The 25,484-nt window shown below is 71.8% G+C and carries 17 protein-coding genes; 9 read left to right on the top strand and 8 right to left on the bottom strand.

Going from position 1 to position 25,484, the window contains the following annotated elements; all coding sequences use genetic code 11:
* From AB0L95_RS35115 to AB0L95_RS35085, 7 genes are all read left to right on the top strand, one after another.
* Nucleotides 1-921 (top strand): beta-ketoacyl reductase (locus AB0L95_RS35115; RefSeq protein ID WP_365169065.1); only part of this gene is annotated, 921 nt, incomplete at its 5' end.
* On the top strand, nucleotides 918-6,977 hold the full coding sequence (locus AB0L95_RS35110; protein ID WP_365169062.1) for an aminotransferase class III-fold pyridoxal phosphate-dependent enzyme: 6,060 nt from the start codon (nucleotides 918-920) through the stop codon (nucleotides 6,975-6,977). The genes AB0L95_RS35115 and AB0L95_RS35110, both read left to right, overlap by 4 nt.
* Nucleotides 6,978-7,018: 41 nt before the next feature.
* Nucleotides 7,019-8,044 (top strand): 2-oxoglutarate and iron-dependent oxygenase domain-containing protein, encoded by a 1,026-nt coding sequence (locus AB0L95_RS35105; RefSeq protein WP_365169059.1) that lies wholly within the window; start codon nucleotides 7,019-7,021, stop codon nucleotides 8,042-8,044.
* Complete coding sequence (locus AB0L95_RS35100; protein ID WP_365169056.1) at nucleotides 8,041-9,063, top strand: 2-oxoglutarate and iron-dependent oxygenase domain-containing protein; 1,023 nt, start codon at nucleotides 8,041-8,043, stop codon at nucleotides 9,061-9,063. The genes AB0L95_RS35105 and AB0L95_RS35100 overlap by 4 nt, the downstream gene beginning before the upstream one ends.
* 82 nt (nucleotides 9,064-9,145) lie before the next feature.
* Entirely contained in the window at nucleotides 9,146-10,282 is a 1,137-nt protein-coding gene (locus AB0L95_RS35095; protein ID WP_365169053.1) for a glycine amidinotransferase, read from the top strand.
* Between the two features lie 21 nt (nucleotides 10,283-10,303).
* Nucleotides 10,304-12,046 carry a carbamoyltransferase C-terminal domain-containing protein gene (locus AB0L95_RS35090; protein WP_365169050.1) on the top strand — a complete coding sequence of 581 codons (1,743 nt, stop codon included), beginning with the start codon at nucleotides 10,304-10,306 and terminating at the stop codon, nucleotides 12,044-12,046.
* Nucleotides 12,043-13,233 carry a YqcI/YcgG family protein gene (locus AB0L95_RS35085; RefSeq protein ID WP_365169047.1) on the top strand — a complete coding sequence of 397 codons (1,191 nt, stop codon included), beginning with the start codon at nucleotides 12,043-12,045 and terminating at the stop codon, nucleotides 13,231-13,233. The genes AB0L95_RS35090 and AB0L95_RS35085 overlap by 4 nt, the downstream gene beginning before the upstream one ends.
* 80 nt (nucleotides 13,234-13,313) lie before the next feature.
* Here AB0L95_RS35085 and AB0L95_RS35080 read toward each other — a convergent pair whose 3' ends face one another.
* Genes AB0L95_RS35080 through AB0L95_RS35070 form a run of 3 tightly spaced genes read right to left on the bottom strand, consistent with a single transcriptional unit; the run spans nucleotide 13,314 to nucleotide 15,985 of the window.
* Nucleotides 13,314-14,195, bottom strand: a complete 882-nt coding sequence (locus AB0L95_RS35080) for an ABC transporter permease (RefSeq protein WP_365169044.1) — start codon at nucleotides 14,193-14,195, stop codon at nucleotides 13,314-13,316.
* Between the two features lies 1 nt (nucleotide 14,196).
* Nucleotides 14,197-15,033: an ABC transporter permease gene (locus AB0L95_RS35075; RefSeq protein ID WP_365169041.1), complete on the bottom strand. Its 837-nt coding sequence runs from the start codon at nucleotides 15,031-15,033 to the stop codon at nucleotides 14,197-14,199.
* A gap of 1 nt (nucleotide 15,034) precedes the next feature.
* Complete coding sequence (locus AB0L95_RS35070; RefSeq protein ID WP_365169038.1) at nucleotides 15,035-15,985, bottom strand: ATP-binding cassette domain-containing protein; 951 nt, start codon at nucleotides 15,983-15,985, stop codon at nucleotides 15,035-15,037.
* A 191-nt stretch (nucleotides 15,986-16,176) separates the two neighbouring features.
* On the opposite strand from AB0L95_RS35070, the gene AB0L95_RS35065 reads away from it, so the two are divergent.
* Complete coding sequence (locus AB0L95_RS35065) at nucleotides 16,177-17,502, top strand: ATP-grasp domain-containing protein (RefSeq protein ID WP_365169035.1); 1,326 nt, start codon at nucleotides 16,177-16,179, stop codon at nucleotides 17,500-17,502.
* A gap of 110 nt (nucleotides 17,503-17,612) precedes the next feature.
* Complete coding sequence (locus AB0L95_RS35060; protein WP_365169032.1) at nucleotides 17,613-18,569, top strand: RsmB/NOP family class I SAM-dependent RNA methyltransferase; 957 nt, start codon at nucleotides 17,613-17,615, stop codon at nucleotides 18,567-18,569.
* 75 nt (nucleotides 18,570-18,644) lie between these two features.
* Here AB0L95_RS35060 and AB0L95_RS35055 read toward each other — a convergent pair whose 3' ends face one another.
* The 5 genes from AB0L95_RS35055 to AB0L95_RS35035 all read right to left on the bottom strand — a co-directional run bounded on the left by AB0L95_RS35055 (nucleotide 18,645) and on the right by AB0L95_RS35035 (nucleotide 25,391).
* Nucleotides 18,645-19,892, bottom strand: coding sequence for an ATP-grasp domain-containing protein (locus AB0L95_RS35055; RefSeq protein WP_365169029.1), 1,248 nt, complete (start codon nucleotides 19,890-19,892; stop codon nucleotides 18,645-18,647).
* 57 nt (nucleotides 19,893-19,949) lie between these two features.
* Nucleotides 19,950-20,708: a 4'-phosphopantetheinyl transferase superfamily protein gene (locus AB0L95_RS35050; protein ID WP_365169026.1), complete on the bottom strand. Its 759-nt coding sequence runs from the start codon at nucleotides 20,706-20,708 to the stop codon at nucleotides 19,950-19,952.
* A complete protein-coding gene (locus AB0L95_RS35045) occupies nucleotides 20,705-21,454 on the bottom strand; it encodes an alpha/beta fold hydrolase (RefSeq protein ID WP_365169024.1) in 750 nt (249 codons plus the stop codon). The genes AB0L95_RS35050 and AB0L95_RS35045 overlap by 4 nt, the downstream gene beginning before the upstream one ends.
* Before the next feature lie 251 nt (nucleotides 21,455-21,705).
* Nucleotides 21,706-23,574, bottom strand: a complete 1,869-nt coding sequence (locus AB0L95_RS35040) for an ABC transporter ATP-binding protein (RefSeq protein WP_365169021.1) — start codon at nucleotides 23,572-23,574, stop codon at nucleotides 21,706-21,708.
* Entirely contained in the window at nucleotides 23,571-25,391 is a 1,821-nt protein-coding gene (locus tag AB0L95_RS35035; protein ID WP_365169019.1) for an ABC transporter ATP-binding protein, read from the bottom strand. Before AB0L95_RS35035 ends, AB0L95_RS35040 begins: the two co-directional genes overlap by 4 nt.
* Nucleotides 25,392-25,484: the final 93 nt, after the last annotated feature.

The raw sequence follows: 25,484 nt of genomic DNA, 5'->3' as shown, positions 1-25,484 counted from the left end.
GGGGTGTTGGGGGCGCAGTCGGGGGAGCGGTTCGGGCGGGTGTTCGGGCCGAAGGTGGTGGGTGCGGGGGAGTTGGACCGGGTGCTGCGGGCCAGGAAGGTGCCGTTGGACTTCTTCGTCGCCTTCTCGTCCGTCGCCGCCCTCCTGGAGGACGGCGGCCAGGGCAACTACGCTGCGGCGAACGCCTTCCTGGACGTGCTGATGGCCCGCCGCCGGGCCGACGGCCTGCCCGGTCTCGCGGTCAACTGGGGTCCCTGGGCGGAGGTCGGCATGGCCGCCCCCATGGCCGACCGTATGGCCAGGACCGGCACCGCGATGATCCCTCCGGAGCAGGGCGCCGACGCGTTCATGGCCCTCCTCGGTGCCCCCGTCGCGCAGATCGGTGTCATGCCGACCGTCGGACGCGACCGTCCCCGCCGAGCGGGTTCCGGTGACGGCGCCGAGCCCGCCCCGGCCGTCCGCGCCGAGTCCTGGCGCACCCGGCTGACGCAGGCGCCGGCCGCCGAGCGTTCCGGGATGCTGCGCGGCTATCTGGAGCGGCAGCTCATCACCCTGATGGAGCTGCCCGCCGGGTACCGCGTCGACGGGCACACCACGTTCTCCGAACTCGGCATGGACTCGCTGATGGTCGTAGAGCTGCGCAACCGCCTCCAGCGCGATCTGGAGGTGTCGCTCGGCTCGACCGTCGCCTTCAACCACCCCACGGTCGAGCAGCTCCAGGCCCATCTGGAGGAACAGCTCGGCCTCGCCCCGGAGCCCGGCGGCGCGGCGGCAGCCGCGCAAGCCCCCGGCACGGCGGACGCCGCCGAAGGCCCCGACGCCTCCGACAGCCCGGACGCCCTGCCCCTGGACGACCTGCGGGCGCTTGTCGACCGCGAACTCGACCTGCTGCTGAACGACGATGAGGACGCCACGCCGTGACCGACCACCACGACAGCAACGACGCGCTCCGACTGCGCAAGGCGCTCACCGCCATCCGCGGACTGCAGACCCGGGTCCGCGAACTCGAACAGGAACGGTCGCAGCCGATCGCCGTCATCGGCATGGGCTGCCGCCTGCCGTCGGCCCCCGACCCGGGCGCCTACTGGGAACTGCTGCGCGCCGGCCGCGAGGCGATCGGGGACATCCCCGCCGACCGGTGGGACGTGGACGGGCTCTACGACCCCGACCCCGGCGCCGAGGACCGTATGTACTGCCGCCGTGGCGGTTTCCTCGACGACGTCGCCGGGTTCGACACCGGCTTCTTCGGGATCTCGCCGCGCGAGGCCAAACGACTGGACCCGCAGCAGCGGCTGCTGCTCGAAGTGGCGTGGGAGGCGCTGGAGGACTCCGGGCACGACCCGCGCCGGCTGGGCGGCAGCCGTACCGGTGTGTTCGTCGGCATCTCGGAGGCCGAGTACCTCCACCAGATGCAGCGTTCGGCCGCGCACTCCGTGGAGATGCACGATGTGACGGGCACGGCCCTGAGCGTGGCGAGCGGCCGGCTCTCCTACCACCTCGGGCTGCGCGGCCCCAGCCTGGCCCTGGACACGGCCTGCTCGTCGGCCCTGGTGGCCGTGCATCTGGCGGTCCGCGGCCTGCGCTCCGGCGAGTGCGACATGGCGCTCGCCGGCGGAGCCAGCCTGATGCTGTCGCCGGACGCGTTCATCGCGTTCTGCAAGGGTTCCGCGCTCGCCGCCGACGGCCGCTGCAAGACCTTCGACAGTCGCGCCGACGGCTACGCACGCGGAGAGGGCGCGGGCATCGTCGTACTGAAGCGGCTCGCGGACGCCGTCGCGGCGGGCGACCCGGTGCACGCGGTGATCCGGGGCACCGCCGTCAACCAGGACGGACGGACCAACGGACTGACCGCGCCCAACGGCCTCGCCCAGCAGGAGGTCATCCGGGCGGCCCTGGCGGACGCCGGGATCGCGCCGCACGAGGTGGGCTACGTCGAGGCGCACGGCACCGGCACCCAACTCGGCGACCCCATCGAGGTGGAGGCGCTCGGCGCGGTCTTCGCCGACCGCGGCCCGGCGGGCCCGCTGCTGATCGGCGCCGCGAAGACCAACATCGGACATCTGGAGGCCGCCGCCGGGGCCGCCGGACTCATCAAGGCGGTGCAGGTGCTCCGGCACCGCCAGGTGCCCGCCAACCTCAACTTCCGGGAACCCAACCCGCACATCCCGTGGGCGGACCTGCCCGTGGAGGTGCCCACCGAGCTTCGGGCGTGGCCCGAAGGCGCCCGCGCCGCCGGAGTCAGCTCCTTCGGCTTCAGCGGGACCAACGCCCACGTCGTCTTGGAGGCGGCGCCCGCCACCGCCACCCCCGCCACGACCGTCCCCACGGACCCCGCCGCACCCGACGCGGCCCAGGACCCCGACCGCCCCCGTCATGTACTGCCGCTGTCCGCGCGCACCCCCGAGGCCCTGCGTGAACTTGCCGGCCGCTACGCCGCGTTCCTGACCGGCCCCGGCGCGCCCTCGCTCGCCGACGCGGCCCACACCGCCGGCACGGCGCGTTCGGTCCATCCGCACCGGCTGGCGGTCCCCGCGGCGGACGGCGCCGAGGCGGCCGGGCTGCTGGCCGCCTACGCGGAGGGGCGCCGCGCCCGTGTCTCGTCGGGCCATGCCTCCGCGCGACCCGGCGTCGCGTTCCTGTTCACCGGCCAGGGCTCCCAGTACGCGGGCATGGGCCGGCAGCTGTTCGACACGCACCCGGGCTTCCGGCGCACCCTGGAGACCTGCGACGAGATCCTGCGCGGGCAGGGACTGCTGGACGCGCCCCTGCTCGACGTGCTGTACCCGAGGCCCGACGGCCCGGGGCAGAGCCTGATCGACCGCACCTCGCACGCCCAGCCCGCGCTCTTCGCGCTGGAGTACGCGCTGGCGGAGCTGTGGCGCTCGTGGGGGGTCGAGCCGCAGGTCGTGCTCGGCCACAGCACGGGCGAGTACGCGGCCGCCTGCGTGGCGGGCTTCTTCAGCCTGGAGGACGGGCTCGGGCTGGTCGCCCGTCGCGCCCGGCTCATCGAGGACACCACCTCGGGTGGCGCCACGGCGGCGGTCCTCGCCCCGGCGGACAAGGTCGTGCCGGTGCTCGAACCCTTCGCCGGGCAGGTCGGCGTCGCCGGGCTGAACGGGCCCCGCGAGACCCTGATCGCGGGCACCGCCGACGCCGTCGCCGAGGCGCTCGCGGCGCTGAAGGCCCGGGGGCTGGACGGCCGCCCGCTGCGCATCCCGCACGCCCCGCACTCCCCGATGATCGAGCCCGCGCTCGCCGCGTACGAGAAGGCCGCCGCGCAGGTCGCCTACACCGCGCCCCGGGTGAAGATGATCTCGAACGTGACCGGCGCACCGGTCGACGCGGTGGACGCCGCCTACTGGTGCCGTCATATGCGCGAGCCGGTCCGGTTCCTGGACGGCATGGCCGCCCTCACGCGGGAGGAACCCGGCGCGATCCTGGAGATCGGTCCGCAGCCGGTGCTGCAACTGCTGGGTCGGCAGAGCTGGACCGGGCCCGCCGTGCGCTGGCCGTCCTCCCTGTGGGAGGGCCGCGACGACTGGAAGCAACTGCTGCACAGCGTCGCCGAGTTGTACACCGCGGGTGTGGACGTCGACTGGGCCGCGTTCGACGGCCCGTACCCGCGTCGTCGTGTGCCCGCCCCCACGTATCCCTTCCAGCGCACTCCCCACTGGTTCGCCCGGAGAGAAGAGCCCACCGTGCCTGAGCAAGCCTCGTCCCAGGTGTACGCCCCCGCGCCGGCCACCGAGGCCGGGCGGCGCGAGCGCATCCTCGCCGACCTGCGCGAACGCGTGGGCGTCGGACTGGAGATGGAGGTCTGGGACATGGCGCCCGGGACCACCCTCGTCGACCTCGGGGCGGACTCGCTGCTGATGGTGCGAATCATCCAGGACATCACCGATCTCTACGGCATCACGCTCACCGTCGGCCGCCTCTTCGACGACCTGGACACCCCCGAGGCCATCGCCGAGCACCTGGACGCCCTCGTCCCGGCCGGGCACCCCCTGCCGGGCGACGCGCCCGCCCCGGCACAGCTGTCCGCCCCCGCCGCCCTGCCCGTCCTCCCGGCCGCCGCGGACCAGGGCGGCCTCGCCCAGCTGATGGCGGCGCAACTCCAGGTGATGCAGCGCCAGTTGGAGGTGCTGGCCGGGCACGGCGAGACCGCCCCCGTCCTGTCCGCACCCCGCCGCGAGACGGCTCCCGCACCGGCCCCCGCCGCTCAGCCCGGTGCCACCGGGTCCGGTGCCGCGCAGCGCCCCGCCCCGGCCGGCGCGCCGCCCCGGGAGCTGACCCCCGCCCAGCGGGCGCACCTGGACGAGCTGCTGGACACGTACAAGAAGCGGACCGCGGGCTCGCTGGCACGGGCCGTCGACCACCGGGCGCGGCGGGCCGACACCCGGATGCGGTCGGTGCGGCCCGAGACCCGCTCCGTGTCGTACCCCGTCATCGGCGAGCGGGCGCACGGCGCCCACTTCTGGGACATCGACGGAAACGAGTACATCGACATCGCCATGGGCGTCGGCGTGCTGCTGTGCGGCCACGACCCCGACTTCGTCGCCGGGGCCGTCGCCGACCGGCTGGGCCACGGCCTCCAGCTCGGCCCCATCTCGTCGCTGTCCGACGAGGTCGCCGAGCTGGTGTGCGAGATGACCGGCATGGAGCGGCTGTTCTTCGCGGTGACCGGGACCGACGCGGTCCGGGGCGCGCTGCGCATGGCCCAGGCGGCGACCGGCCGCTCCCGGTTCGTGATGTTCTCCGGGTCCTACCACGGCCAGGACGACCGGGTGCTCGCCCTGCCGGACGTGCTCGGCGACCCCACGCACTCCGTCCCGATGGCGCCCGGCATCTCCCCGCAGTCCGCCCAGGACCCGCTGATCCTCACCTACGGCGCCGCCTCGGCCCTGAGGAGCATCGAGGAGCACGCGGACCAGCTGGCCGGTGTGCTCGTCGAGCCCGTGCAGAGCCGCAACCCCGCGCTCCAGCCCGCGGAGTTCCTGAAGGACCTGCGGGAGCTGACGGCACGCCTCGGCATCCCCCTCGTCTTCGACGAGGTGATCACCGGCTTCCGGGTCCACCCGGGCGGCGCGCAGGCCTACTTCGGGGTGCAGGCCGACATCGTCGCGTACGGGAAGGTCGTCGGCGGCGGCCTGCCGGTGAGCGTCGTGGCCGGCAAGGCCGAGTACCTGGACCGCGTCGACGGCGGGGTGTGGGCCGACGGGCCGGGCCCCGACCCCGACAGCGAGAAGACCTACATCGGGTCCACGTTCGAGATGCACCCGCTCGCCATGGCCAGTGCCCGGGGCATCCTGCGTCACCTGCGCGACCAGGGCCCCGCGCTCCAGGAGGCCCTCACCGCGCGCACCACCCGGCTCGCGGAGACCCTCAACGCCTTCTTCGAGGCCGGGGAGGTGCCCATCCGGGTCCTGCACTTCTCCTCGGTGTTCCGGTTCGCGTGGCGCGGCAACGCCAGCTACGCGTACCAGCCGCTGGAGATCGAGGTGTTCCACTTCCACCTTCTGACCCGGGGCATCTACCTCTGGGAAGGACGCACCTGCTTCCTGTCCACCGCGCACACCGACGAGGACATCGACGGCATCGTCACCGCCGTCAAGGAGTCCGTCGCGGCCATGCGCGAGGGGGAGTTCCTGCCGCCCGCCCCGGGTGCCGCCGCACGGCCCGTCCCCCTCGGCGAGGAGCAGCGGCCCCTGCTGGCCCTGGAACGCGCCGCCGCCGAGGGCGCGCCCTCCTGGACGGTCCCCGAGGACATCCGGCTGCGCGGTCCCCTCGACCTGCCCGCACTGCGCCGCGCCGTGGCCGCCCTGACCGCCCGCCACGAGGCGCTGCGCACGGTCTTCCCCGACGGCGGCGCGAGCGGCACCGCCGAGGTGCGGACCGCCGTCGACATCCCGGTGGAGACCGTCGATCTCACCGAGGTCGCCGCCGAGCGGCGGGACGAGGCGGTGGAGGCCTGGTGGCGGGAGGCCATGGCGCGGCCGTTCTCCCCGGCCGAGGGGCCGCTGCTGCGCATCGTCGTGCTCCGGCTCGCCGACGATCTGCACGACCTGGCCCTGCTCGCCCACCACATAGTCTCCGACGGCTGGTCCGTCTCCGTCCTCACCGAGGAGCTGGCCGCCCTCTACACCGCCGAACGCCGCGGCACCCCCGTGACGCTCGGCCGTCCCCTCCAGCACCGGGACATCGTGCAGTGGCAGCAACAGCGGCGGCCCGAGCTCGCCGAGCAGCAGACGTACTGGCTGGATCGGTTCCGCGACGGCTTCCCCGACACGCTGCTGCCCGCCGACCGCGACCGGGGCGGCGACCCGGGCTCGCACGAGGGCGCCCGCTTCTCCACCACCCTCGACGCCGAGCTGCTCACCGCGGTCAAGAAGACCGGACGGGCCCACAAGGCGAGCCTGTTCATGACCCTGCTCACCGCGTACAACCTGCTCGTCCACGAACTGACCGGGCAGGACGACATCGTGGTCGGCACCCCCCAGGCGGGCCGCTCCCTCAAGGGCAGCGAGTCGGCCGTCGGCTACTGCGCCCACTTCCTGCCGGTGCGCAGCACCCTGGCCGCGGACGCCACCCTCGCCGGCCTGCTGCGGGCCACCCGGCAGGAAGTGCTGGCCGCGTTCGAGCACCAGGAGGTGCCGTTCACCCGGCTGCGCGACGTGCTCGGTGCGGACCCCGCCGCCTTCCCGCTGCCGCTGCGTACCGTCTTCAACCTGGACCGTGCCACCCCGTGCCCCGACTTCGACGGGCTCAAGGCCGAATTCCGGCCCGTGCCGACCCGGTTCGCGCTCACGGACTTCCGCCTCGACGCCCTGGAGCACGACGGCGGGCTGCGCCTGGACTTCGACTACCGCACCGACCTCTTCGACGACGCCCGGGTCCGCGCCTGGGCCGCCCGGTTCCGGGCGCTGCTGGAGGAACTGGCCGCCCGTCCGGAGAGGCGTGTCGAGGAGCTGCCGAGCTGAACCGACCGAGCACAGACACAGCCCCGACCCGAGGAGAGCCCGTGATACCGGTACTCGCACTCGCCGACCTGGAGGCCGCCCGGCCCGCGACGCTCGACCAGCTGCACGACGCGCTCCGTACACACGCCCTCGTCCATGTCGACGCCCGGGCCGAGCTCGGCCCCGAGTTCTTCCCCGCCCTCCACGGGCAGACACAGGCGTTCTTCGCGCTGCCCGAGGAGACCAAGCAGGCGTTGGACATCGACAAGTCGGCCAACTACCGGGGCTATGTCGCGCAGGGCGCCGAGTACACGGGCGGCGTACCCGATCTGAAGGAGTCCTTCGAGTTCGGCAAGGAGACCGCCGCGCCCGAGGGCGAGGAGCAGCCCTGGCACGCCGCCCTGTACGGGCCGAACCAGTGGCCCGACGCGTCCGTGCTGCCCCGCTTCCGGCCCGTGGTCGAGGCGTACTCGGCGGCCATGGACCGTGTCGCCCTGGCGGTGCTGCGCGGCCTGCTGCTCACCCTGGACCAGTCGGCCGACGCGGACGACACCGTCACGGCCGGCGAGCTGTGCTCGTACTCGCGGCTGATCCGTTATCGCGACCCGGCCGGCTTCGGCGCCGACCAGGCCCGGCTGGGACGGCACACCGACAGCGGGTTGCTGACCGTCAGCCTCCAGGAGCAGCCCGGACTGGAGGCCGAGGCGGCTGACGGCCGCTGGCTGCCGGTGGAGCCGCCCGCCGATGTCTTATCGGTGTTCGGCGGCGAACTGATGGAGGTGTGGACGCACGGCTACTACCGGGCCTGCCCGCACCGCGTCCACAACTCGGCGCTGCGTGCCGAGCGACTTTCCTACGCGTCGTTCTTCCTGCCCGACCTGCGCCGCCCGCTGGTCCCGGTGGACCGCGCGGCAGGCCCGCGGCTGAGCGGCCCCCTCGCGGTGCCCGACGGCAACTCATGGCTCGCCGGGGGCCGGGAGCTGAACCCGGCCATCCCGGTCGGCGAGCTGGAGTGGGCTCGCATGAACGTGATCTTCCCCGGGCGGAACAACGACGGCACGGACACCGGGAACGGAGAGGGGCAATGAACCACAACACCCACGGAACGGCCTTCAAGGAAGTCCCGGTCATCGGCATCGGCCCGCTGGTCACCGCCGACCCCGACCCCGAGGAGCTGCGGCTGACCGTGGAGCGGATCGGCGAGGCCTGCCGGGACGTCGGCTTCTTCTACATCACCGACCATGGCGTCTCCGAGGCGGACAGCCGCGCCCTGTTCGGCGCGGCCCGGGACTTCTTCGCCCTCCCCCTGGAGGAGAAGATGAAGATCCGGCTCGGCATCACCGAACAGTTCCGCGGCTATGTCCCGCTGGGCGGCGAGGTCACCGCGGGCAAGACGGACTGGCACGAGTGCCTGGACCTCCAGCCGGAGTCCGGCCGGCAGGCCAGCACCATCGCCGCCGCGGCCGCCCGGCGCGCCGGTGCCCACCCCCTGGACGACCCGGGCCAGTGGCCCCCGGCGCTGCCGTCGTTCCGGGACACCGTGATGCGCGCCTGGGACCAGTTGTACGGCCTGAGCGCCCGGATCGCCGCCGGCATGGCCCTCAGCCTCGGCATCGACGAGCACTACTTCGCGCCCTACCACGGTGTGGAGCTGAGCGACCTGCGGATGGTGCACTACCCGCCGTACAACGAGACCATCGGCAGGAACGCGCCCGAGAAGCTGGCGATGGACGAGGTCGACCACGGCTTCGGCGCCCATGTCGACTACGGCTTCCTCGCGGTGCTCCAGCAGGACGAGGTGGGCGGCCTGGAGGTGCTCAACGCGGAGGGGGCGTGGATCCCGGCACCGCACATCCCCGGGACCTTCCTCGTCAACATTGGCCAGATGATGGAGCGCTGGACCAACGACCGCTACCGCGCCACCTGGCACCGCGTCCAGCTCCCGGGGGCCGTCGACCGCTACTCGATCCCCTTCTTCTTCGAGCCCGCCTACGACGCCGTGATCAGCCCGCTGGACGTCTGCTGCGACGACGACAACCCGCCGCGCCACGAGCCCGTCCAGTTCGGCCCCTATGTGGTGGAGCTCTTCTCCAAGGCCTACGACTGAGCCCGCGGCCGAGGTCCGCGACCGAACCCGCGCGGCCCGTCACGACACCCGCACATCCGATACCAGGAGACAGGTACCGCTCATGGACAAGCCGCTGATCGTCAACTCGTGGAACGAGTGGGACCCGCTGCAGGAGATGGTGGTCGGCTCCGCCGACAACGCCTTCTTCGAACCCGTGGAGCCGGGCAGTCGGCCCGCCGTCCGCAACGCGCCCGGCACCCCGTTCCCCACCGGCCCCAAGTCCAAGGAGGCCATCGACCGGGCCAACGAGGAACTGGACGGCCTGGTCCGGGTGCTTCAGTCCCAGGGCGTCACCGTGCGCCGCCCCGAGTCGCACGACTTCTCCGCCCCGGTGCGCACGCCCGACTTCGAGGTGGAGAACCAGTACTGCGCGGTCTGCCCGCGCGATGTGATGATCACCATGGGCAACGAGATCATCGAGGCCACCATGTCGCGCCGCGCCCGGTACTTCGAGTACCAGCCCTACCGCAAGCTGGTCTACGAGTACTGGAACGCCGACCCGCGCGTCGAGTGGACGACCGCGCCCAAGCCGTCGATGGCCGACGGTATGTACCGCGAGGAGTTCTGGGACTGGCCGCTCGAGGAGCGGCACGCCAAGATGCACTCCTTCGAGTTCTGCATCACCCAGGACGAGGTCGTCTTCGACGCCGCCGACATGAGCCGGCTGGGCCGCGACATCCTGGTCCAGGAGTCGATGACCACCAACCGGGCCGGCATCCACTGGCTCAGGCGCCATCTGGAGCCGCGCGGCTTCCGCGTCCACCCGGTCCACTTCCCGCTGGACTTCTTCCCCTCGCACATCGACTGCACCTTCGTACCGCTGCGCCCGGGGCTGATCCTCACCAACCCGGAGCGCCCGCTGCGCGAGGGCGAGGAGCGGATGTTCCTGGACAACGACTGGGAGCTGGTCGAGGCCCCGCAGCCGGTCCTGAACAACGACGAGATGCCGCTGTACTGCCAGTCCTCCAAGTGGCTGTCGATGAACGTGCTCAGCGTCTCCCCGACGAAGCTGATCTGCGAGGAGCAGGAGAAGCCCCTGCAGGACCTGCTCGACAAGCTCGGCTTCGAGGTCTTCACCGTCCCCTTCCGCAACGTCTTCGAGTACGGCGGCTCCCTGCACTGCGCCACCTGGGACGTGCGGCGCGAGGGCACCCGTGAGGACTACTTCCCCCGTCTCGCCTACCAGCCGCTGGTCTGACCGCTCACGATGGGAGCCCCCATGTACATCCTCGGCATCAACTCGGTCTACCACGAGTCCTCGGCCGCTCTGCTGAAGGACGGCGAACTGGTCGCGTCGGCGGAGGAGGAGCGCTTCAACCGCGTCAAGCACGGCAAGCAGGCACGCGCCGACAACCCCGACGAACTGCCCGTGAACGCCATCCGGTTCTGCCTGGACAAGGCGGGCATCACCCTGGCGGACGTGGACCACGTCACCTGCGCGGCCGACCCCGCGGAGATCCAGGCCGTCAAGGACGGCGGACTGCCCTCCCCCTGGGACAACAGCGAGAAGCAGGCGCTGTTCCTCGCCACCCTGCCCAACATCCCCAAGAAGTTCGCCGAGTTGGGCTTCACCGGCGACTTCCACTGGGTGGCGCACCACACCGCGCACGGCGCGTCGGCATACTTCGCGTCCGCCTTCCCCGACGCCGCTGTGCTGGTCGTCGACGCGCTCGGCGACGACGCCTACTCGACCCGCCTCTACCACGGCCAGGGCAACGCCCTGGAGTGCGTGCAGAGCGTCCGCTACCCGGCCTCCATCGGCTATCTGTGGGAACTGGTGTCGGTCTTCCTCGGCTTCGGGGTCTACGACGCCGCCAAGGTCATGGGCCTCGCCGCGTACGGCGACCCGGCGCGGTTCGCGGAGGGCTTCGACCGGCTCGCGTGGACCACCGAGGACGGCGGCTTCGACATGCGCCACGACCTGCTGAAGTTCAGCGACATCCTGTACTACCCGCCGTCGGCCGACACCTCGGGCCTGGAGTCGGTGCTCGGCGTCCGGCCGCGCCGCCCCGAGGAGCCGCTGGAGGACGTCCACCACGACCTCGCCGCGGCGCTCCAGGAGAAGACCAACGAACTGGTCCTGCACATGGCGCGCCATCTGCACGACATGACGGGCGCGAGCAGGCTCTGCCTCGCGGGCGGTGTCGCCCTCAACTGCGTCACCAACCAGGTGGCCTTCGAGCAGGGCCCGTTCGACGAGCTGTACGTCCAGCCCGCGGCGCACGACGGCGGACTGTCCCTGGGCGCCGCCCTCCATGTGTGGAACGCGATCCTCGGCCGGCAGCGCGGCCCGGAGATGCGCCACGCCTACTGGGGCCCGTCGTACACCGAGGCGGAGATCGAGAAGGAGCTGTCCGCCCGCGACAACCTGGTTGTGGAGCGCCCCGAGGACTTCGAGAAGCAGGTGGCGCACCTGCTCAGCGAGGGCCATGTCATCGGGCTGTTCCAGGGCGCGATGGAACTCGGACCCCGGGCGCTCGGCAACCGCAGCATCATCGGCGACCCCCGCAGCCGCTCCATGCGTGACGACCTCAACCACAAGGTCAAGCACCGGGAGTACTTCCGTCCGCTGGCGCCCAGCGTGCTCAGCGAGGCGGTGCCCGAGTGGTTCGAGGTCGCCAAGGAGACCAGTGCGGGCGACTTCATGCTGATGGCGTACCCGGCGAAGGCCGACAAGTACGACCGGATGGGTGCCGTCCTGCACGTCGACAACACCTGCCGCATCCAGGCCGTCCGCGCCGACGTCAACCCGCGCTTCCACCGCATCATCAGCGAGTTCGAGGCGCTCACGGGTGTCCCCATGGTCCTGAACACCTCGTTCAACGACCAGGAGCCCATCATCTGCTCGCCGGCCGACGCCCTGGCCACCTTCCTCAAGACCGAGATCGACTATCTGGCGATCGGACCGTTCCTCGTGCGTAAGGACGTCTCGGAAGGAGGCGCGGAGGGGGCGGCGGGATGAGGCCGCACATCGCGCGCATCCAGGAGGCGGTGCGCCGCATGGTCGAGGACCGGGGCCCGTACTGGGCGCCGGACCCGGCCGATGTGTATCTCGCCGAGCGGGTCGCCGCCCTGCGCGAGGCCGGTGGCGGCGATGCCGCCGACCGGTCCGCCGCGGGGCGGCACCTCGCCGAGGTGATCGTCGCGGCGGTGGCCCTGGCCAACGGCTACGGAATCTCGCTGCAACAGGCCTTCATCGAGGCGTCCTGGCCCGCCGACCTGACCGAGGCGTCGCTGTGGCCCGAGCGGCCGCTGCCGCTGCCGGAGGCCGTGGACCGGCTGACCGCGGCCGCCGAGCCGGTCCGCCGGACCATGGTCTTCCATCGCTCCGACGCCCGGCAGGGCAGCGATCCGGGCCTGGCGTCCCTGCGCCGGCTGCTGCCCGACCTGCTGAGGGCCGCGATCGCGGGCTTCGCCTCGTACGAGGAGCTCAGCGAGCAGCTGGTGCGGCTGCTGGAGTCCACCCGGGGCATGGACCGCGCGGCGGCGGAGTCGGAGTTCGACCCGTCCCGGGCCGAGTCGCTCCGCCTCATCCGCCCCATTCAGACGGAGACCTTCTGCCCGTTCGCCCAGAAGTCGGTGCTGTGGGGACCGCCGTCCTACGACGAGGACCGCTCGTTCGAGGACAACATGAAGGCGTCCCTGCCGGCCGTGCGCCGCTTCCTGCGGATTCTGGACCGCGATGTCATCGACGGATTCGTCTACGCCTTTCCCACCCGGGTGTTCGGCGACACGTTCGACGAGCTGACCCAGGTTTTCCGGAATTTCGTCGAGTTCCTGCACCGGAATCTCACCGAAGCGGCTCCCGCGGGTCTCGACCCGGCGATCGCGACCGATCCCCGGTGGTACTTCGTACTGGAGGGAGAGGAATGTTTCATCAGTGTGTTCGCGCCGTGCTACCCGCATGACCATTCGCGGTACATGAATGGTGTAGAAGGCCATTTCCTCTTCATGCTCCAGCCCGAGGCGGCGATCGTGCGGGTGCTGTCGAAAGACGACTACCACCCGCGTTCCGAGGCGATACGCCAGCGATTCCGGGACGGATTCCAGCGCTACCCCCTGGCCGATCTGGAGATCGACCGGTTCCTGCTGCCGCTGCGGGCGGACGATCCCCCCGTCAGGTGGTACGAGCTGGCTCCCACTCTCTGAAACCCTCCGGACCGGCCCCGGACGACGGCGGGGTGGCCGGGACCCGCGTCCCGGCCACCCCCCTTCGGCGTGCCTCGAACTCAGCTCAGCAGCAGCTTCCCGATCCGGCGAGAGGCGATGTACAGCCCGCCGGCGGCCAGCACGGCGAGGAACCCGACATGCCCGATCATGGTCGGGTCCAGGACCCCGACGGACAGTCCCCGGGCCAGCTCGATGCCGTGGTAGAGCGGCGACAGCTCCACCAGCCAGCGCAGCGACGCCGGGTACACCGACATCGGGTAGAAGGTCGTGGAGAACAGGAACATCGGCATCACGACGGCGTGGATGTAGTCGAACTGCGAGGACGACCTCAGCAGCGTCGCGCACACCATGCCGATCGCCGCGAACGCGGTCGCGATGAGCAGGGCCGTCGGGATCAGCAGCAGGGCCCACGGGGACGTGGCGAGCCCCATGGCCGCCATCACGCCGAGGAACGCCGTCGCGTACAGACCACTGCGCAGCACCGCCCAGGAGATCTCGCCGATCGCCACGTCCAGCGTCCCCATGGGGGTCGCCAGCACCGCGTCGTAGAGCCGGTCGAAGCGCAGCTTGTAGAAGATGCTCAGCGTCTCGTAGACCGCGCCGTTCATCGCGGAGGCCACGAGCAGCGCCGGGGCGACGAACGCCACGTAGCTCATGGGACGGCCGTCCGGACCCGTCACCTCGCCGATCAGCGAGCTGAACCCGACCTGGAACGCCAGCAGATAGAACAGCGGCTCGAAGACCCCGGACACCAGCACCAGCCAGGCCCGGGAGTACAGCAGCACACTGCGCTCGACCAGGCGGAAGGACAGTCCGGAGTACGAGCTGGAGGGCAGCATCCGCAGCAGCGGACCGCCGCCGACGGGCCGCCCGCCGACGGTGGGGCGTGCACCGGGGGCAGTGGCCGCGGGGATCCGGGCGGAGGCCGTCGGCTCGTTCACGTCAGACCACCAGCCTGCGAGAGAAGCTCCGGCGGCCGAGCAGCACGCCGATGACCAGCATGGCCAGCAGGAACAGCGCGTGCCCGAGGGCCGACAGGGGCGACAGACCGCCCAGCGTGACCCCTCTGACCAGCTCGTTGCCGTGCCAGATCGGAGAGATCCACACCAGGGGCAGACACGGCCCGGGCAGCCGGTCGACGGGGAAGTAGGTGCCGGCGAACAGGGTCATCGGCAGCACGACGAACCGGTTCAGGGCGACGAAGGCGTGCCCCTCTCCCCGGGTGACGGCGGCGAAGGCCATGACCGGTGCGGCGCAGGCCGCCCCGGTGAACACCGTCAGCGGAAGGGCGAGCAGCACCCCGAATCCGGTCCACGCCCCGAAGAGGGCGGCGGTGATCCCGTAGATCACCGCGGAGATTGACAGGCGCATGGCGATCCACAGCAGCTGCGCCCCGTAAAGCTGTTGGGGGGTGATGGGCGTGGCGACGACCGCGATGTAGTCCTGCTTCCACTTGAAGCCGGACAGCACGGGGTGGCCCGCCTCGTTCACCGCAGTGGCCACGATGCCGCTGACCAGCAGCGTCGGGGCGATGTACTGGAGATAGGTGTGCCCGCCGAGAAACGAGCCGTCCTTGACCTGGGAGCCGAGGCCGAGGCCCATCGCGCTGAGGAACAGCAGCGGCTGGAGGCCGGAGGAGTACAGGTTCGCGCGCCAGTAGCGCCGGTACCAGGTCCACTGGACCTCCAGGCGCAACGCCGCGGCCCGCCAGGGGCCGACCACGGTGCCCGTGGCCCGGGCGGGCGGGGCGAGGGTCTGCTGGGAGGTGTCGGTGGCCATCTCAGTCCACCAGCGTCCGGCCGGTCAGCCGCAGGAAGACGTCCTCCAGGGTGGAGCGCCGCACCAGGCTGGACAGCGGACGGACGTCCCGCTCGAAGACGCGGGTCGCCGTCGCGTCGGCGTTCTTGGTGTAGAGCAGCAGCCGGTCCGGCAGTACCTCGACGCGCTCGGCAAGGTCCTCCACCGCGGACACGTACCGGGTCTGGGTGCCGGGGTGGAAGCGCAGCTCCAGCACCTCACGGGTGGAGTACTGCTCGATGAGCCCGGCGGGGGACCCCTCGGCGACGATCCGGCCGCCGTCCATCACCATCAGCCGGTCGCACAACTGCTCGGCCTCGTCCATGTAGTGCGTGGTCAGGATGAGGGTGACACCGCTCTGCTTGAGCCGGAACAGCCGTTCCCACAGCAGATGCCGGGCCTGCGGGTCGAGCCCGGTGGTCGGCTCGTCCAGGAGCAGCACCTCGGGGTCGTTGACCAGACCGCGGGCGATGGCCAGCCGTCTCTTCATGCCGCCGGACAGCGGCTCGACCTCGTCGTCCGCGCGGTCGGAGAGCCGGGCGAACTCCATCAGCTCGACCGCCTTGCTGCGCACATGCGCCCGCGACAGGCCGAAGTACCGCCCGTAGGTCTGGAGGTTCTGCCGTACGGTCAGCTCCATGTCCAGGTTGTCGGTCTGCGGGACGGTGCCGATACGGGCCCGGATGGCCGGGCCGTGCGTCTGCGGGTCCATGCCGAGCACGCTCAGGGTGCCGCCGGTGCGGGGAGAGGTGCAGGCGATCATCCGCATCGTCGAGGACTTGCCCGCGCCGTTCGGCCCCAGCAGGCCGAATGCCTCGCCGCGGGCCACCTCGAAATCGATGCCGGACACCGCTTCGAACGAGCCGAACTGCTTTTTCAGGCCTCTGGCCGAAACGACAGCGGTATCGTCGAAGCCTGTCTCGGTCGTGCTCACCGGCCACCTCCCCCGCCATTCCATCGGCCGCTCGGATCCTATGAGGTCCGGGGGATCACCCGCAAGAACTCCACGCCCGGTGCCCGAGATCCGTGGACCTCGCTTGACATACCGTCACCTCCCTTGACGGAAGGCTTCATCGAACCTTGCCGCCCCTGCGGGCCGGTGTTAGCGTGACCATCGTGAATGCAATGGACCAGCACAACTCGTCCGTGGATACGGGATATTTCGTCGAGGTGTCCATTCCTGGAATGGAACTCTGGCCGGAGTTGCGAAACCGCGCCCGAAGTCTTCGCGAGCACGGCGTTCCCGTTCTCTTCCTCTGCGCCGCCGAGTTCGTCTCGGTCTACGAGGAGTGCGCGGACGAAGTGATCGTCTGTTCCGATGTCTTCTCCGAGGACGCCGTGGTGGAGGCGCTGAGTCCCTACCGTGGCAGGCTCGACCGGTTCTCGATCCTCAACGACAAGATCTGGCCGGTGCAGTTGGGTGCCGCGCGCCGCCTCGGCATGGACTTCCCCGGCTTCGAGGGACAGCTGAACTGCCGTATCAAGCCCCGGCTGCGGGAGGTGCTGGGCGGCATGCTGCCGCTGCGCACCGAGGTGTTCAAGGCCGCGGACCTGTCCCGGGAGAACGTCGCCGCAGTGGTCGAGCGGCTGGGTGTGCCCTTTGTGATCAAGCCGATCTGGGGCACGGCGAGCGCCTTCGTGGAGATCGTCCAGGACCCGGAGCGCGCCTACGACGAGCTGGCGGAGACCTTCGAGGGCCTGCGGGCGGGCCATCCGCACGGCCCGTTCAACGACGGGACCCGGATGTGGGACCCGCGCGGCGAGGTGCTGCTGGAGTCGTTCATCGGCGAGGGCCGGGAGCTGTCCTTCGAGGCGTTCATGCAGAGCGGCCAGCTGGTGTCGCTGCTCATCCAGGAGAAGCTGCTCTGGGCCGAGGAAGGCGGGTTCCGGCTGGAGACGGCGAACGTCTGCCCGACCCCCTTCGTCTCGGCCGAGGAGGAGGAGCGCATCCGCGTGATCCTCCAGGACGCGCTGCGCAAGCTCGGCGTGGACGACACCTTCGTCCACATCGAGCTGAAGTGGGACGGCGAGCGCGTGTCGATCATCGAGGTGAACCCGCGGATCGGCGGCGGCAGCGTGGCCAAGACGCTCATGGCGTGGCTCGACGTCGACGTCCGGGACATGGGCCGCAAGCTCCAGATGGGCGAGCCGCTGCCGCGGACGTATCCGCGCGCCAAGGAGGGCTTCCTCCTCGGGGTGTTCGTTAACGCCGAGGAGTCCGGGATCTTCAAGGAGTTCACCGGGCTGGACTGGGTGCACGCCCAGCCGGAGTTCGACTTCGAGCAGCAGTATCTGGAGCCGGGCCACCGGGTGCCGGCCCGGGGCGAGTCGAAGGCCACCCGTGAGGGCTGGATGTACACCTACGACGCCTTCTACCACTGCACGGACGTCGACCGGATCCCGTATCTGCACGAGGAGACCCGGAAGCGCGTCAAACTCCTGTTCGAATAGGCCGGAGGTTCCGGCCGCTCCGCCGGGCGGATCTGTGGGCCACCGTCGAGTGAGAGACTGGTGGCCCAGAGACCTTCCGACCGCGGGGTCGGCCAGAAAGGAGCCCGGCCGTGTCCAGTGCGCGGACCATCCGCCAGTTCGAGCAGCGTATGGCCGAGGTCCTCCGGATCCGACCGACCGAGGTCAAGGAGATCTTCCGGGGTGCCCGCCCGACCTCCATCCGGGTCAACCGGCTGCTCGACGAGGAGACCTACCAGGACACGCTGCGGGCCGTCCACGAGAAGGCGCCCAAGGCCTTCCCGGTCGACTGGTGCGAGCACACCTTCCTGTGGCCGGAGAACGACGGCTTCGAGGACATGCTGGAGCTGGCCCACCAGGGTCGGGTCTATCTGCAGAACGCCTCCAGCCTCATCCCGCCCGTCGCGCTGGCGCCGCGCCCCGGCGAGGACTTCCTCGACGTGGCCGCCGCCCCCGGCGGAAAGGCCTTCCACGTCGCCGCGCGCGTAGGCAACGACTGCCGGCTGTGGCTGAACGACGGCGCCGCCCCCCGCGCCCGCAAGATGGGCGAGCTGGCCGAGCTGTACAACGTGCGCTACGCGGAGCTGACCACGCACCCCGCGCAGTACATCGACAAGTCGCTGCCCCCCGAGTCCTTCGACCGCATCCTGCTGGACGTCCAGTGCTCCGGCGAGGGACGGATCGATCTGCGCCGCCCCAGCTCCCTGAAGTTCTGGTCCGAGGAGCGCATCGAGAAGTACAAGTTCCTCCAGACCAAGATGATCACCGCGGCCTACAAGCTGCTGCGACCCGGCGGCGTCATGGTGTACTCCACCTGCACCCTGAGCCCCGAGGAGAACGAGTTCCCGGTCAGCAAGAACCTGGAACGGCACAAGGACCTCACCGTGGAGCCCCTGGACTTCTCCGAGCCGTCGTTCCTGCCCGGGGTGACCTCCTGGCGCGGCATGAAGTTCGACGAGCGCGTGAAGGACGCCGTCCGGGTGGCGCCCACCGACACCTTCGAGGGCTTCTTCGTCGCCCGCCTCGCCAAGGCACCGGCCGAGAGCTAGGAGCCGGCCGGAAGCCGGCACCCGACCCGACCGCGGGTCGTGCCGCTCGCTCCCGGACCGGCTCCGGGCCCGTGCTCAGCCGGGCAGCGGGACGGTGTCCGCCACGACCTTCTGCTCGGCGACGTCCAGCGCGTGCCCCGCGGCCTTTTCGTCGTCGGCCACCGCGATCAGTGCCGCGAGCCGCGGAATCGGGTTCTTCGGCGGCAGCAGCAGCCGTGTTCCGGGCGGCGCCAGCACCGTGGCGTGGACGATGCCGGGCACGGCGGCCGCCTCCTGGAGGTCGACGCCGCGCACCTCGCAGTCCTGCGCGGGATAGACGAAGCGGACCTCCGCCGTGCGGCCCTGCCCGCCGCCCGGGGCCTCGGAGAGCCGGGGCGCCCGGCCCAGGGCGATCTCGGCGGCGGCCTTCACCAGGTCGATCCCGGTGGCCATCCGGCTGATCAAGGGGATCAGGTCCCCGCCGAGCCGTCCGTTCAGCTCGACCAGCCGGGGCCCGGCCGGGGTGAGCCGGACCTCGGCGTGCGTGACACCGAAGTCGACCCCGAGTACCTGGTGCGCGGCGCGCACCAGCTCCACCACCTCCGGCTCCAGCGCCTCGGAGGTGACGGCCGTCACCAGATGGCCCACCTCCTCGAAGTAGGGCGGGAACCCGAGCCGCTTGCGGGCCACATGCACACAGCGGACCTCATCCTCGAAGACAACGCTGTCCACACTGATCTCGGGGCCGTCCAGATACTCCTCGACGAGGATGCCCTCACCGGCCGGCAGCGTGGCGTACGCCGCCCCGGAGGCCAGCTCGAACGCCGTACGGACCGCGGCCTCGTCCTCGGCCCTGACCACCCCGATGCTGCCCGCCAGGGAACGCGGCTTCACCACGACCGGCCAGCCGAACTCCGCCGCCGCGCGCGCCGCCTCGTCCGCGGACCGCACCAGCCGGTGGCGGGGCGAGGGCAGCCCCGCCTCGGCCATCAGCGACCTCGTCAGATACTTGTCCCGGCACCGGGCCACCGCGGTGGCCGACATATGCGGCAGCCCGAGCTTTCCGGCGGCCGCGGCGGTGGCTTCGAGGACCAGCTCGTCCCAGGTGAACACCCCCGTCCGCCCGTCCGGCCCGGCGAGTTCGGACACCGCGGCGGCGATCGCGCCCGGGTCCGTGCAGTCGACCACCCGATGGTCCGCCAGATACCCGGACTGCCAGGTGGGGGGCGTCGGCAGGACCGCCGTCAGCTCGTAGTCCTCGACGAGCGCTCGGAAGGAGTACTCCCGATAGGGCTGCCCTCCGCTGCCCACGACCGTCAGCCGCGGCCTTGCCTGTCCCGTCACAGCGTGTCTCCCCTCGATGATGCCGGTGCGGTCGTGCCGGCGCGCCCGGGAAGTGCCTCAGCGCGCTGCGACGGTGCCGAGCAGCTCCCGGCCGTCTTCCCCTCGTACGTGATCGACACGGGTTCCACGATCCACCAAGAACGCGACGGACGCCATGGCCGCCGGAAAGAGTCGGGTGAGGGACGCCCCGGCCGACCGCAACACCGCCCCGCCGCCCAGGAGTTCGGGACGGCCCGGATAGGCCGTCAGCCGGGCGGACCCGGACCGCTCGCTCACCCCGATGTCCGTGGGCGGGACGCGCAGACCGTCCCCGGTGGCCTTGAGAACGGCCTCCTTGTACGTCCACCACCGCACCAGCATGCCGGGCCGCATCCGCTCGGGCGCCTCGCCCAGCTCCGCCCGCTCCTCCGGCCGCAGCGCCCGTTCGAGGGCGGCCAGGCTCGCCGGGGGCGGGCCGCCGGCCGGGGCCTCGGCCGCGTCGAGACCGACCGCCGCGCCCGTGCTCACCGCGACGGCGACGGCCTGCCCCGCGTACGACACCGACACATGCACCGGCCCACCGACACGGGGCCGTCCATGCGGTACGGCACAGCCCGGGCAGTCCCGCACCACCGGCACCTCCTGCGGCGCACACCCCAACTCCCGTGCGGCGGCGAGCCGCAGCAGGGCGGCGGACACGGTGAAGCGACGGCGGTCCGCCGCCCGGGCGTACCGGTCGCGGCGCACGGCCTCGGCGGGCCCGAGCAGGGCGTCCAGCTCCGGCCGGTGGTCGTCGGCAGCGGCCCACCACACCCGGCAGGCCACGGCGGGGCTCATCCGACCCTCTGCGCGGCGGCGTCCACGGCGGTGCGCACATCCCGTACGACCTGCGTGAGCAGGGGCCCCGGGTCGGCGCCGAAGTAGAAGTGGCCCCCGTCGAACATCCGCATACCGAGAAACGCGGAGGACCGCCCGGTCCACGCGGCCAGCTGCTCCGGCGGCGGGGAGACATCGTCACGGCCGCCGAAGACCGACAGGGGCACGCGCAGCGGCCGGCCCGGCTCGGAGTGCCAGGTCTCCACCAGCCGCAGATCGGACCGGATGAGCCGGCCGAAGATCTCCCACAGGGCCGGGTTGTCCAGCAGTTGCGCGGGGGTGCCGCCCAGTTCGGCGATGCTCCGGCGCAGCCCCTCGTCGTCGAGCGTGTGCCGGTGGACGGAGAGCGGCGTGCCGGGCGCCCGGCAGGCGGAGACGCCGAGCCATACCGGCGGAACGCGTCCCTCCGCGATCAGCCTGCGGGTCAGTTCGTAGGCGACGATGCCCCCCATGCTGTGCCCGAAGAAGGCGTAGGGGACCTCCGGTTCGGGCCGGACCACGTCGAGGAAGTGCGCGAGGAGCGCGTCGAGGTCGTCGATCGGCTGATGTCTCATCAGGGTGCCGTGTCCGGGCGCATCGAGCGCCCGCAGCTCCCAGCCGGCCGGGAGCAGCCGACGCCAGGGGTGGAACAGAGCGCTCGACCCCCCGGCGTGGTGGAATCCGAACAGCCGGACCTCGGTGGTGGGGCCGGTCGCGATGCCGCTCAAGGGTGGTCCTTCCGTGCTCGCCGTGCCCTGTGGGGCCGGATGCCGAAACGGGCCGCGTGTCGTGATGATCCATCACCGCCGAGACCGCTGCGCACGCCACGAAACCACGTCAATCACGTGTCGTGCGCGGTGAGTTACGTCACCCTGCCCCCTCATCGCGCGGCGGCCGGGCACGCCCCCGCACCGGCACAGCGGCCGTACCGGATCACCGTCGTCACCCGATGACCGGGGCGGGCCCCGGCCCGCCCCGCTCACGCCAAGCTGTCCCGCCAGGCCCGGTGCAGATCCGCGAACCGGCCCGTTCCCGCGATCAGTTCGGCGGGGCGGCCGTCCTCGACGATGTGTCCGCCCTCCATGACCAGGACCCGGTCCGCGATCTCCACCGTCGACAGCCGGTGCGCGATCACGACGGCCGTACGGCCCCGCAGCACCGTCTCCATGGCGCGCTGCACGGCCCGTTCGCCGGGGATGTCCAGCGAGCTGGTCGCCTCGTCGAGGATCAGGACCGCCGGGTCCGCGAGCAGGGCGCGGGCGAACGCGACGAGCTGACGCTGACCGGCCGAGATACGGCCGCCGCGCTTGCGTACGTCCGTGTCGTAGCCCTCGGGCAGCGCGCTGATGAAGTCGTGCGCGCCGATCGCCTTCGCCGCCCGCTCGATCTCCTCGCGGGTCGCCTCCGGACGGCCGATCGCGATGTTCTCGGCGACCGTGCCGGAGAACAGGAACGCCTCCTGGGTCACCATCACCACCCCGCGGCGCAGTTCGGGCAGGGCGAGGTCCCGCAGGTCCACGCCGTCCAGCAGGACCCGGCCGTCGGAGGGGTCGTAGAAGCGGGCGAGCAGCTTGGCGAGCGTCGACTTGCCGGCGCCCGTCGCGCCGACCACCGCGACCGTCTGACCCGCGGGCAGCGTCAGCGAGAAGCGCGGCAGCACCTCCCCGCCCGTGCGGTACGCGAACCGTGCGTCCTCGAACACGACCCGGCGGCCGGGCTGTCCGCCCGTGAGCGCCGGCAGCGGCACGGGCACGGACGGCTCGGGCACCGACGGCGTCTGAGCCAGCAGCCCCGCGATCTTCTCCAGCGAGGCCGCCGCCGACTGGTAGGCGTTGAGGAACATCCCGAGACGGTCGATGGGGTCGTACAGACGCCGCAGGTAGAGGACCGCGGCCGCGAGCACACCCAGCGCCAGTGAGCCGTCCGCCACCCGGTACGCGCCCCACAGCACGATTCCGGCCACCGCCGTGTTGGCCACCAGCCGGGAGCCGGTGACATAGCGGGCCATCTCCAGGAGCGCGTCGCCGTTGGTCTTCGCGTGCCGCGCGTTCAGAACGCGGAAGCCGGCGTCGTTGGCGGCCTCGCGGCGGAACGCGCGCACCGGCCGGATGCCGTTCATCGTCTCCGCGAACTTGACGATGACCGCGGCGATCGCGGTCGACCGGCGGCGAAAGATCCGGCCCGCCCGGCGCCGGTAGAGCCGCACCAGCCAGTACAGCGGCACCAGGGACACCACCGCCATCGCGCCCAGGCCGAGGTCCAGCCAGAGCAGCATCGCGGAGATGTAGACGAACGACAGGATGACCGTGACCAGTTCCTGCAGGCCCTCGCTGAGCAGTTCCCGCAGCGACTCCACGTCCGTCGTGGACCGGGAGATCAGCCGGCCGGAGGTGTAGCGCTCGTGGAAGTCGACGCTCAGCGCCTGCGCATGCCGGAAGATCCGGCCGCGCAGATCGAGCAGCACGTCCTGGTTGACGCGGGCCGAGGCGACGATGAACGCGTACTGGAGCCCGCCGCCGGCCAGGGCGGACAGCAGATAGCCGACCGCCACCACGATCAGCGGACCGTGATCGCCGTCCCGGAGCGCGGGCACGGCCCGGTCGATGGCGTACGCCACCAGCAGCGGGCCCACCTGCACGGCCGCCTGCTGGAGCAGAAGCAGCACACAGGTCACCACGGCCCGGGCCCGCAGCGGGGCGAGCAGGGAGCGCAGCAGCGCGGCCGTGGCGCCCGGAGGTGCGGGCAGGGTGTCACGGTCGAACGGGTCGTCGGAGGAGGCGGACGGCGGGGCGGAGGGCCCCTGCTGCTCGTCCTCGTCGTTCGGCGCGGTGGTCGTCTGCGCCGTCATCGGGCCTCCTCGCGGTCCTCGCCGTGCTCGGGGCGTCCGGACATCAGATGGGCGTACTCGGCGTTCGTGCGCAGCAGTTCCTGGTGGGTGCCCACGGCGGCGACACGGCCGCCGGAGAGCAGCGCGACGCGGTCGGCGAGCAGCACCGTGGACGGGCGGTGCGCGACGACCAGCGCGGTCGTGCCGTCCAGCACCCGGCGCAGGGCCGCCTCGACCGCGGCCTCTGTGTGCACGTCCAGGGCGGAGAGCGGGTCGTCGAGGACCAGGAAGCGGGGGGTGCCGACGACCGCGCGGGCCAGCGCGAGCCGCTGCCGCTGGCCGCCGGACAGGCTGAGCCCCTGCTCTCCCACCTGGGTCCGGGTGCCCTGGGGAAGGGCGTGGGCGAAGTCGGCCTGCGCGACGCCGAGGGCGCGCTCCAGTTCCCGGTCCCCGGCGGTGTCCGGGGCACCCATGAGAACGTTGTCGGCGACGGTGGCGGAGAAGAGGGTCGGCTCCTCGAAGGCGACGGCCACCCGGGTCCGCAGCTCCGCGCGGGACAGGGCCGTGATGTCCTCGCCGTCCAGCGTGATCCGGCCCGACGTCACCTCGTGCAGCCGGGGGATGAGCGCGGTCAGGGTGGTCTTGCCGCTGCCGGTGGCGCCCACGAGGGCCATGGTCTCGCCGGGGCGGATGTGGAGGTCGATGCCGTCGAGGACGGCGGGGGAGCCGGGGGGCGCGTCGGGGTAGCGGAAGCGGACGCCGTCGAAGCGGAGTCCGTCCGTGGCAGCGGACGGCCGGACCGCCGGGGCGGCGCGGGTCTTCGCGACCGCGTCGGCCCCGTCGTTCTCGGGGCATTCGTCCATCACCTCGAAGTACCGCTCCGTGGCCGTGGCCGCCTCCTGGCTCATCGCCAGCAGGAAGCCGATCGAGTCCACCGGCCAGCGCAGCGCCAGCGCCGTCGACAGGAACGCCACCAGCGTGCCCGCGGAGAGAGCGCCGTCGGCCACCCGTACCGTCCCGAGCACCAGCGCCGCCCCGATGGCCACCTCCGGCAGGGTGACGATGACCGCCCAGATCCCCGCGAGCAGCCGCGCCTTCTCCAGCTCCGTCCCGCGCAGGGTGCGCGACAGCTCCCGGAACGCCCGCGCCTGGCTGCGGTGGCGGCCGAACCCCTTGACGATCCGGATGCCGAGCACGCTCTCCTCGACCACGGTCGTCAGATCGCCCACCTGGTCCTGCGCCCGCCGCGCCACCTCCGCGTACTTCCGCTCGAAGAGCGCGCACATGACCATCACCGGGATGCCGGGCCCCAGGATGACCAGCCCGAGCACCGCGTCCTGGGACAGCATGATGATCACGCCTGCGAGGATGGTCACCCCGTTGACCAGCAGGAACGTCAGGGGGAAGGCGAGGAACTGACGCAGCAGCATCAGATCCGTGGTGCCCCGCGACAGCAGCTGCCCCGAGGCCCAGCGGTCGTGGAAGGCGACCGGAAGGCGCTGCAGATGCCGGTACAGATCCGCCCGCATGTCGGCCTCGACACGGGACAGCGGCCGGGCCACCAGCCACCGCCGTATCCCGAACAGCACCGCCTCGGTGATCCCGAGCAGCAGCAGATACAGCGCACCGAGCCACACACCGGCCGGATCCCGGTCCCCCACCGGCCCGTCCACCAGCCACTTCAGGACGAGCGGGATCACCAGACCGACGCACGACGCGACGATCGCGACGAACGCGGCGGTCAGCAGCCGCGCCCGCACCGGCCGAACATAGGGCCACAGGCGCAGCAGTGTGCGGACAGCCGAACGGTCCTTGGGTGTCACAGGTTGAGTGGGCATCGATGTGAGCCTACGGACCGGCACTGACAGTGCCCACCGAGTTTTGGCCCGGCCCGGATCCGCCCGCAGTCCTACGACCTGCGTGTTCGAGGG

It is taken from the genome of Streptomyces sp. NPDC052036 (genome assembly GCF_040680495.1).
In the GTDB taxonomy this organism is placed as follows: Bacteria; Actinomycetota; Actinomycetes; order Streptomycetales; family Streptomycetaceae; genus Streptomyces.
The sequence above is the reverse complement of the archived record's forward strand: the minus strand, read 5'-3'. Positions and strand labels throughout refer to the sequence as shown.

Coding starts and splice junctions, on each gene's coding strand:
- AB0L95_RS35040 (WP_365169021.1), bottom strand. CDS start 23,574: ATGACGGCGCAGACGACCACCGCGCCGAACGACGAGGACGAGCAGCAG.
- AB0L95_RS35065 (WP_365169035.1), top strand. CDS start 16,177: ATGGACCAGCACAACTCGTCCGTGGATACGGGATATTTCGTCGAGGTG.
- AB0L95_RS35090 (WP_365169050.1), top strand. CDS start 10,304: ATGTACATCCTCGGCATCAACTCGGTCTACCACGAGTCCTCGGCCGCT.
- AB0L95_RS35075 (WP_365169041.1), bottom strand. CDS start 15,033: ATGGCCACCGACACCTCCCAGCAGACCCTCGCCCCGCCCGCCCGGGCC.
- AB0L95_RS35100 (WP_365169056.1), top strand. CDS start 8,041: ATGAACCACAACACCCACGGAACGGCCTTCAAGGAAGTCCCGGTCATC.
- AB0L95_RS35050 (WP_365169026.1), bottom strand. CDS start 20,708: ATGAGCCCCGCCGTGGCCTGCCGGGTGTGGTGGGCCGCTGCCGACGAC.
- AB0L95_RS35095 (WP_365169053.1), top strand. CDS start 9,146: ATGGACAAGCCGCTGATCGTCAACTCGTGGAACGAGTGGGACCCGCTG.
- AB0L95_RS35035 (WP_365169019.1), bottom strand. CDS start 25,391: ATGCCCACTCAACCTGTGACACCCAAGGACCGTTCGGCTGTCCGCACA.
- AB0L95_RS35085 (WP_365169047.1), top strand. CDS start 12,043: ATGAGGCCGCACATCGCGCGCATCCAGGAGGCGGTGCGCCGCATGGTC.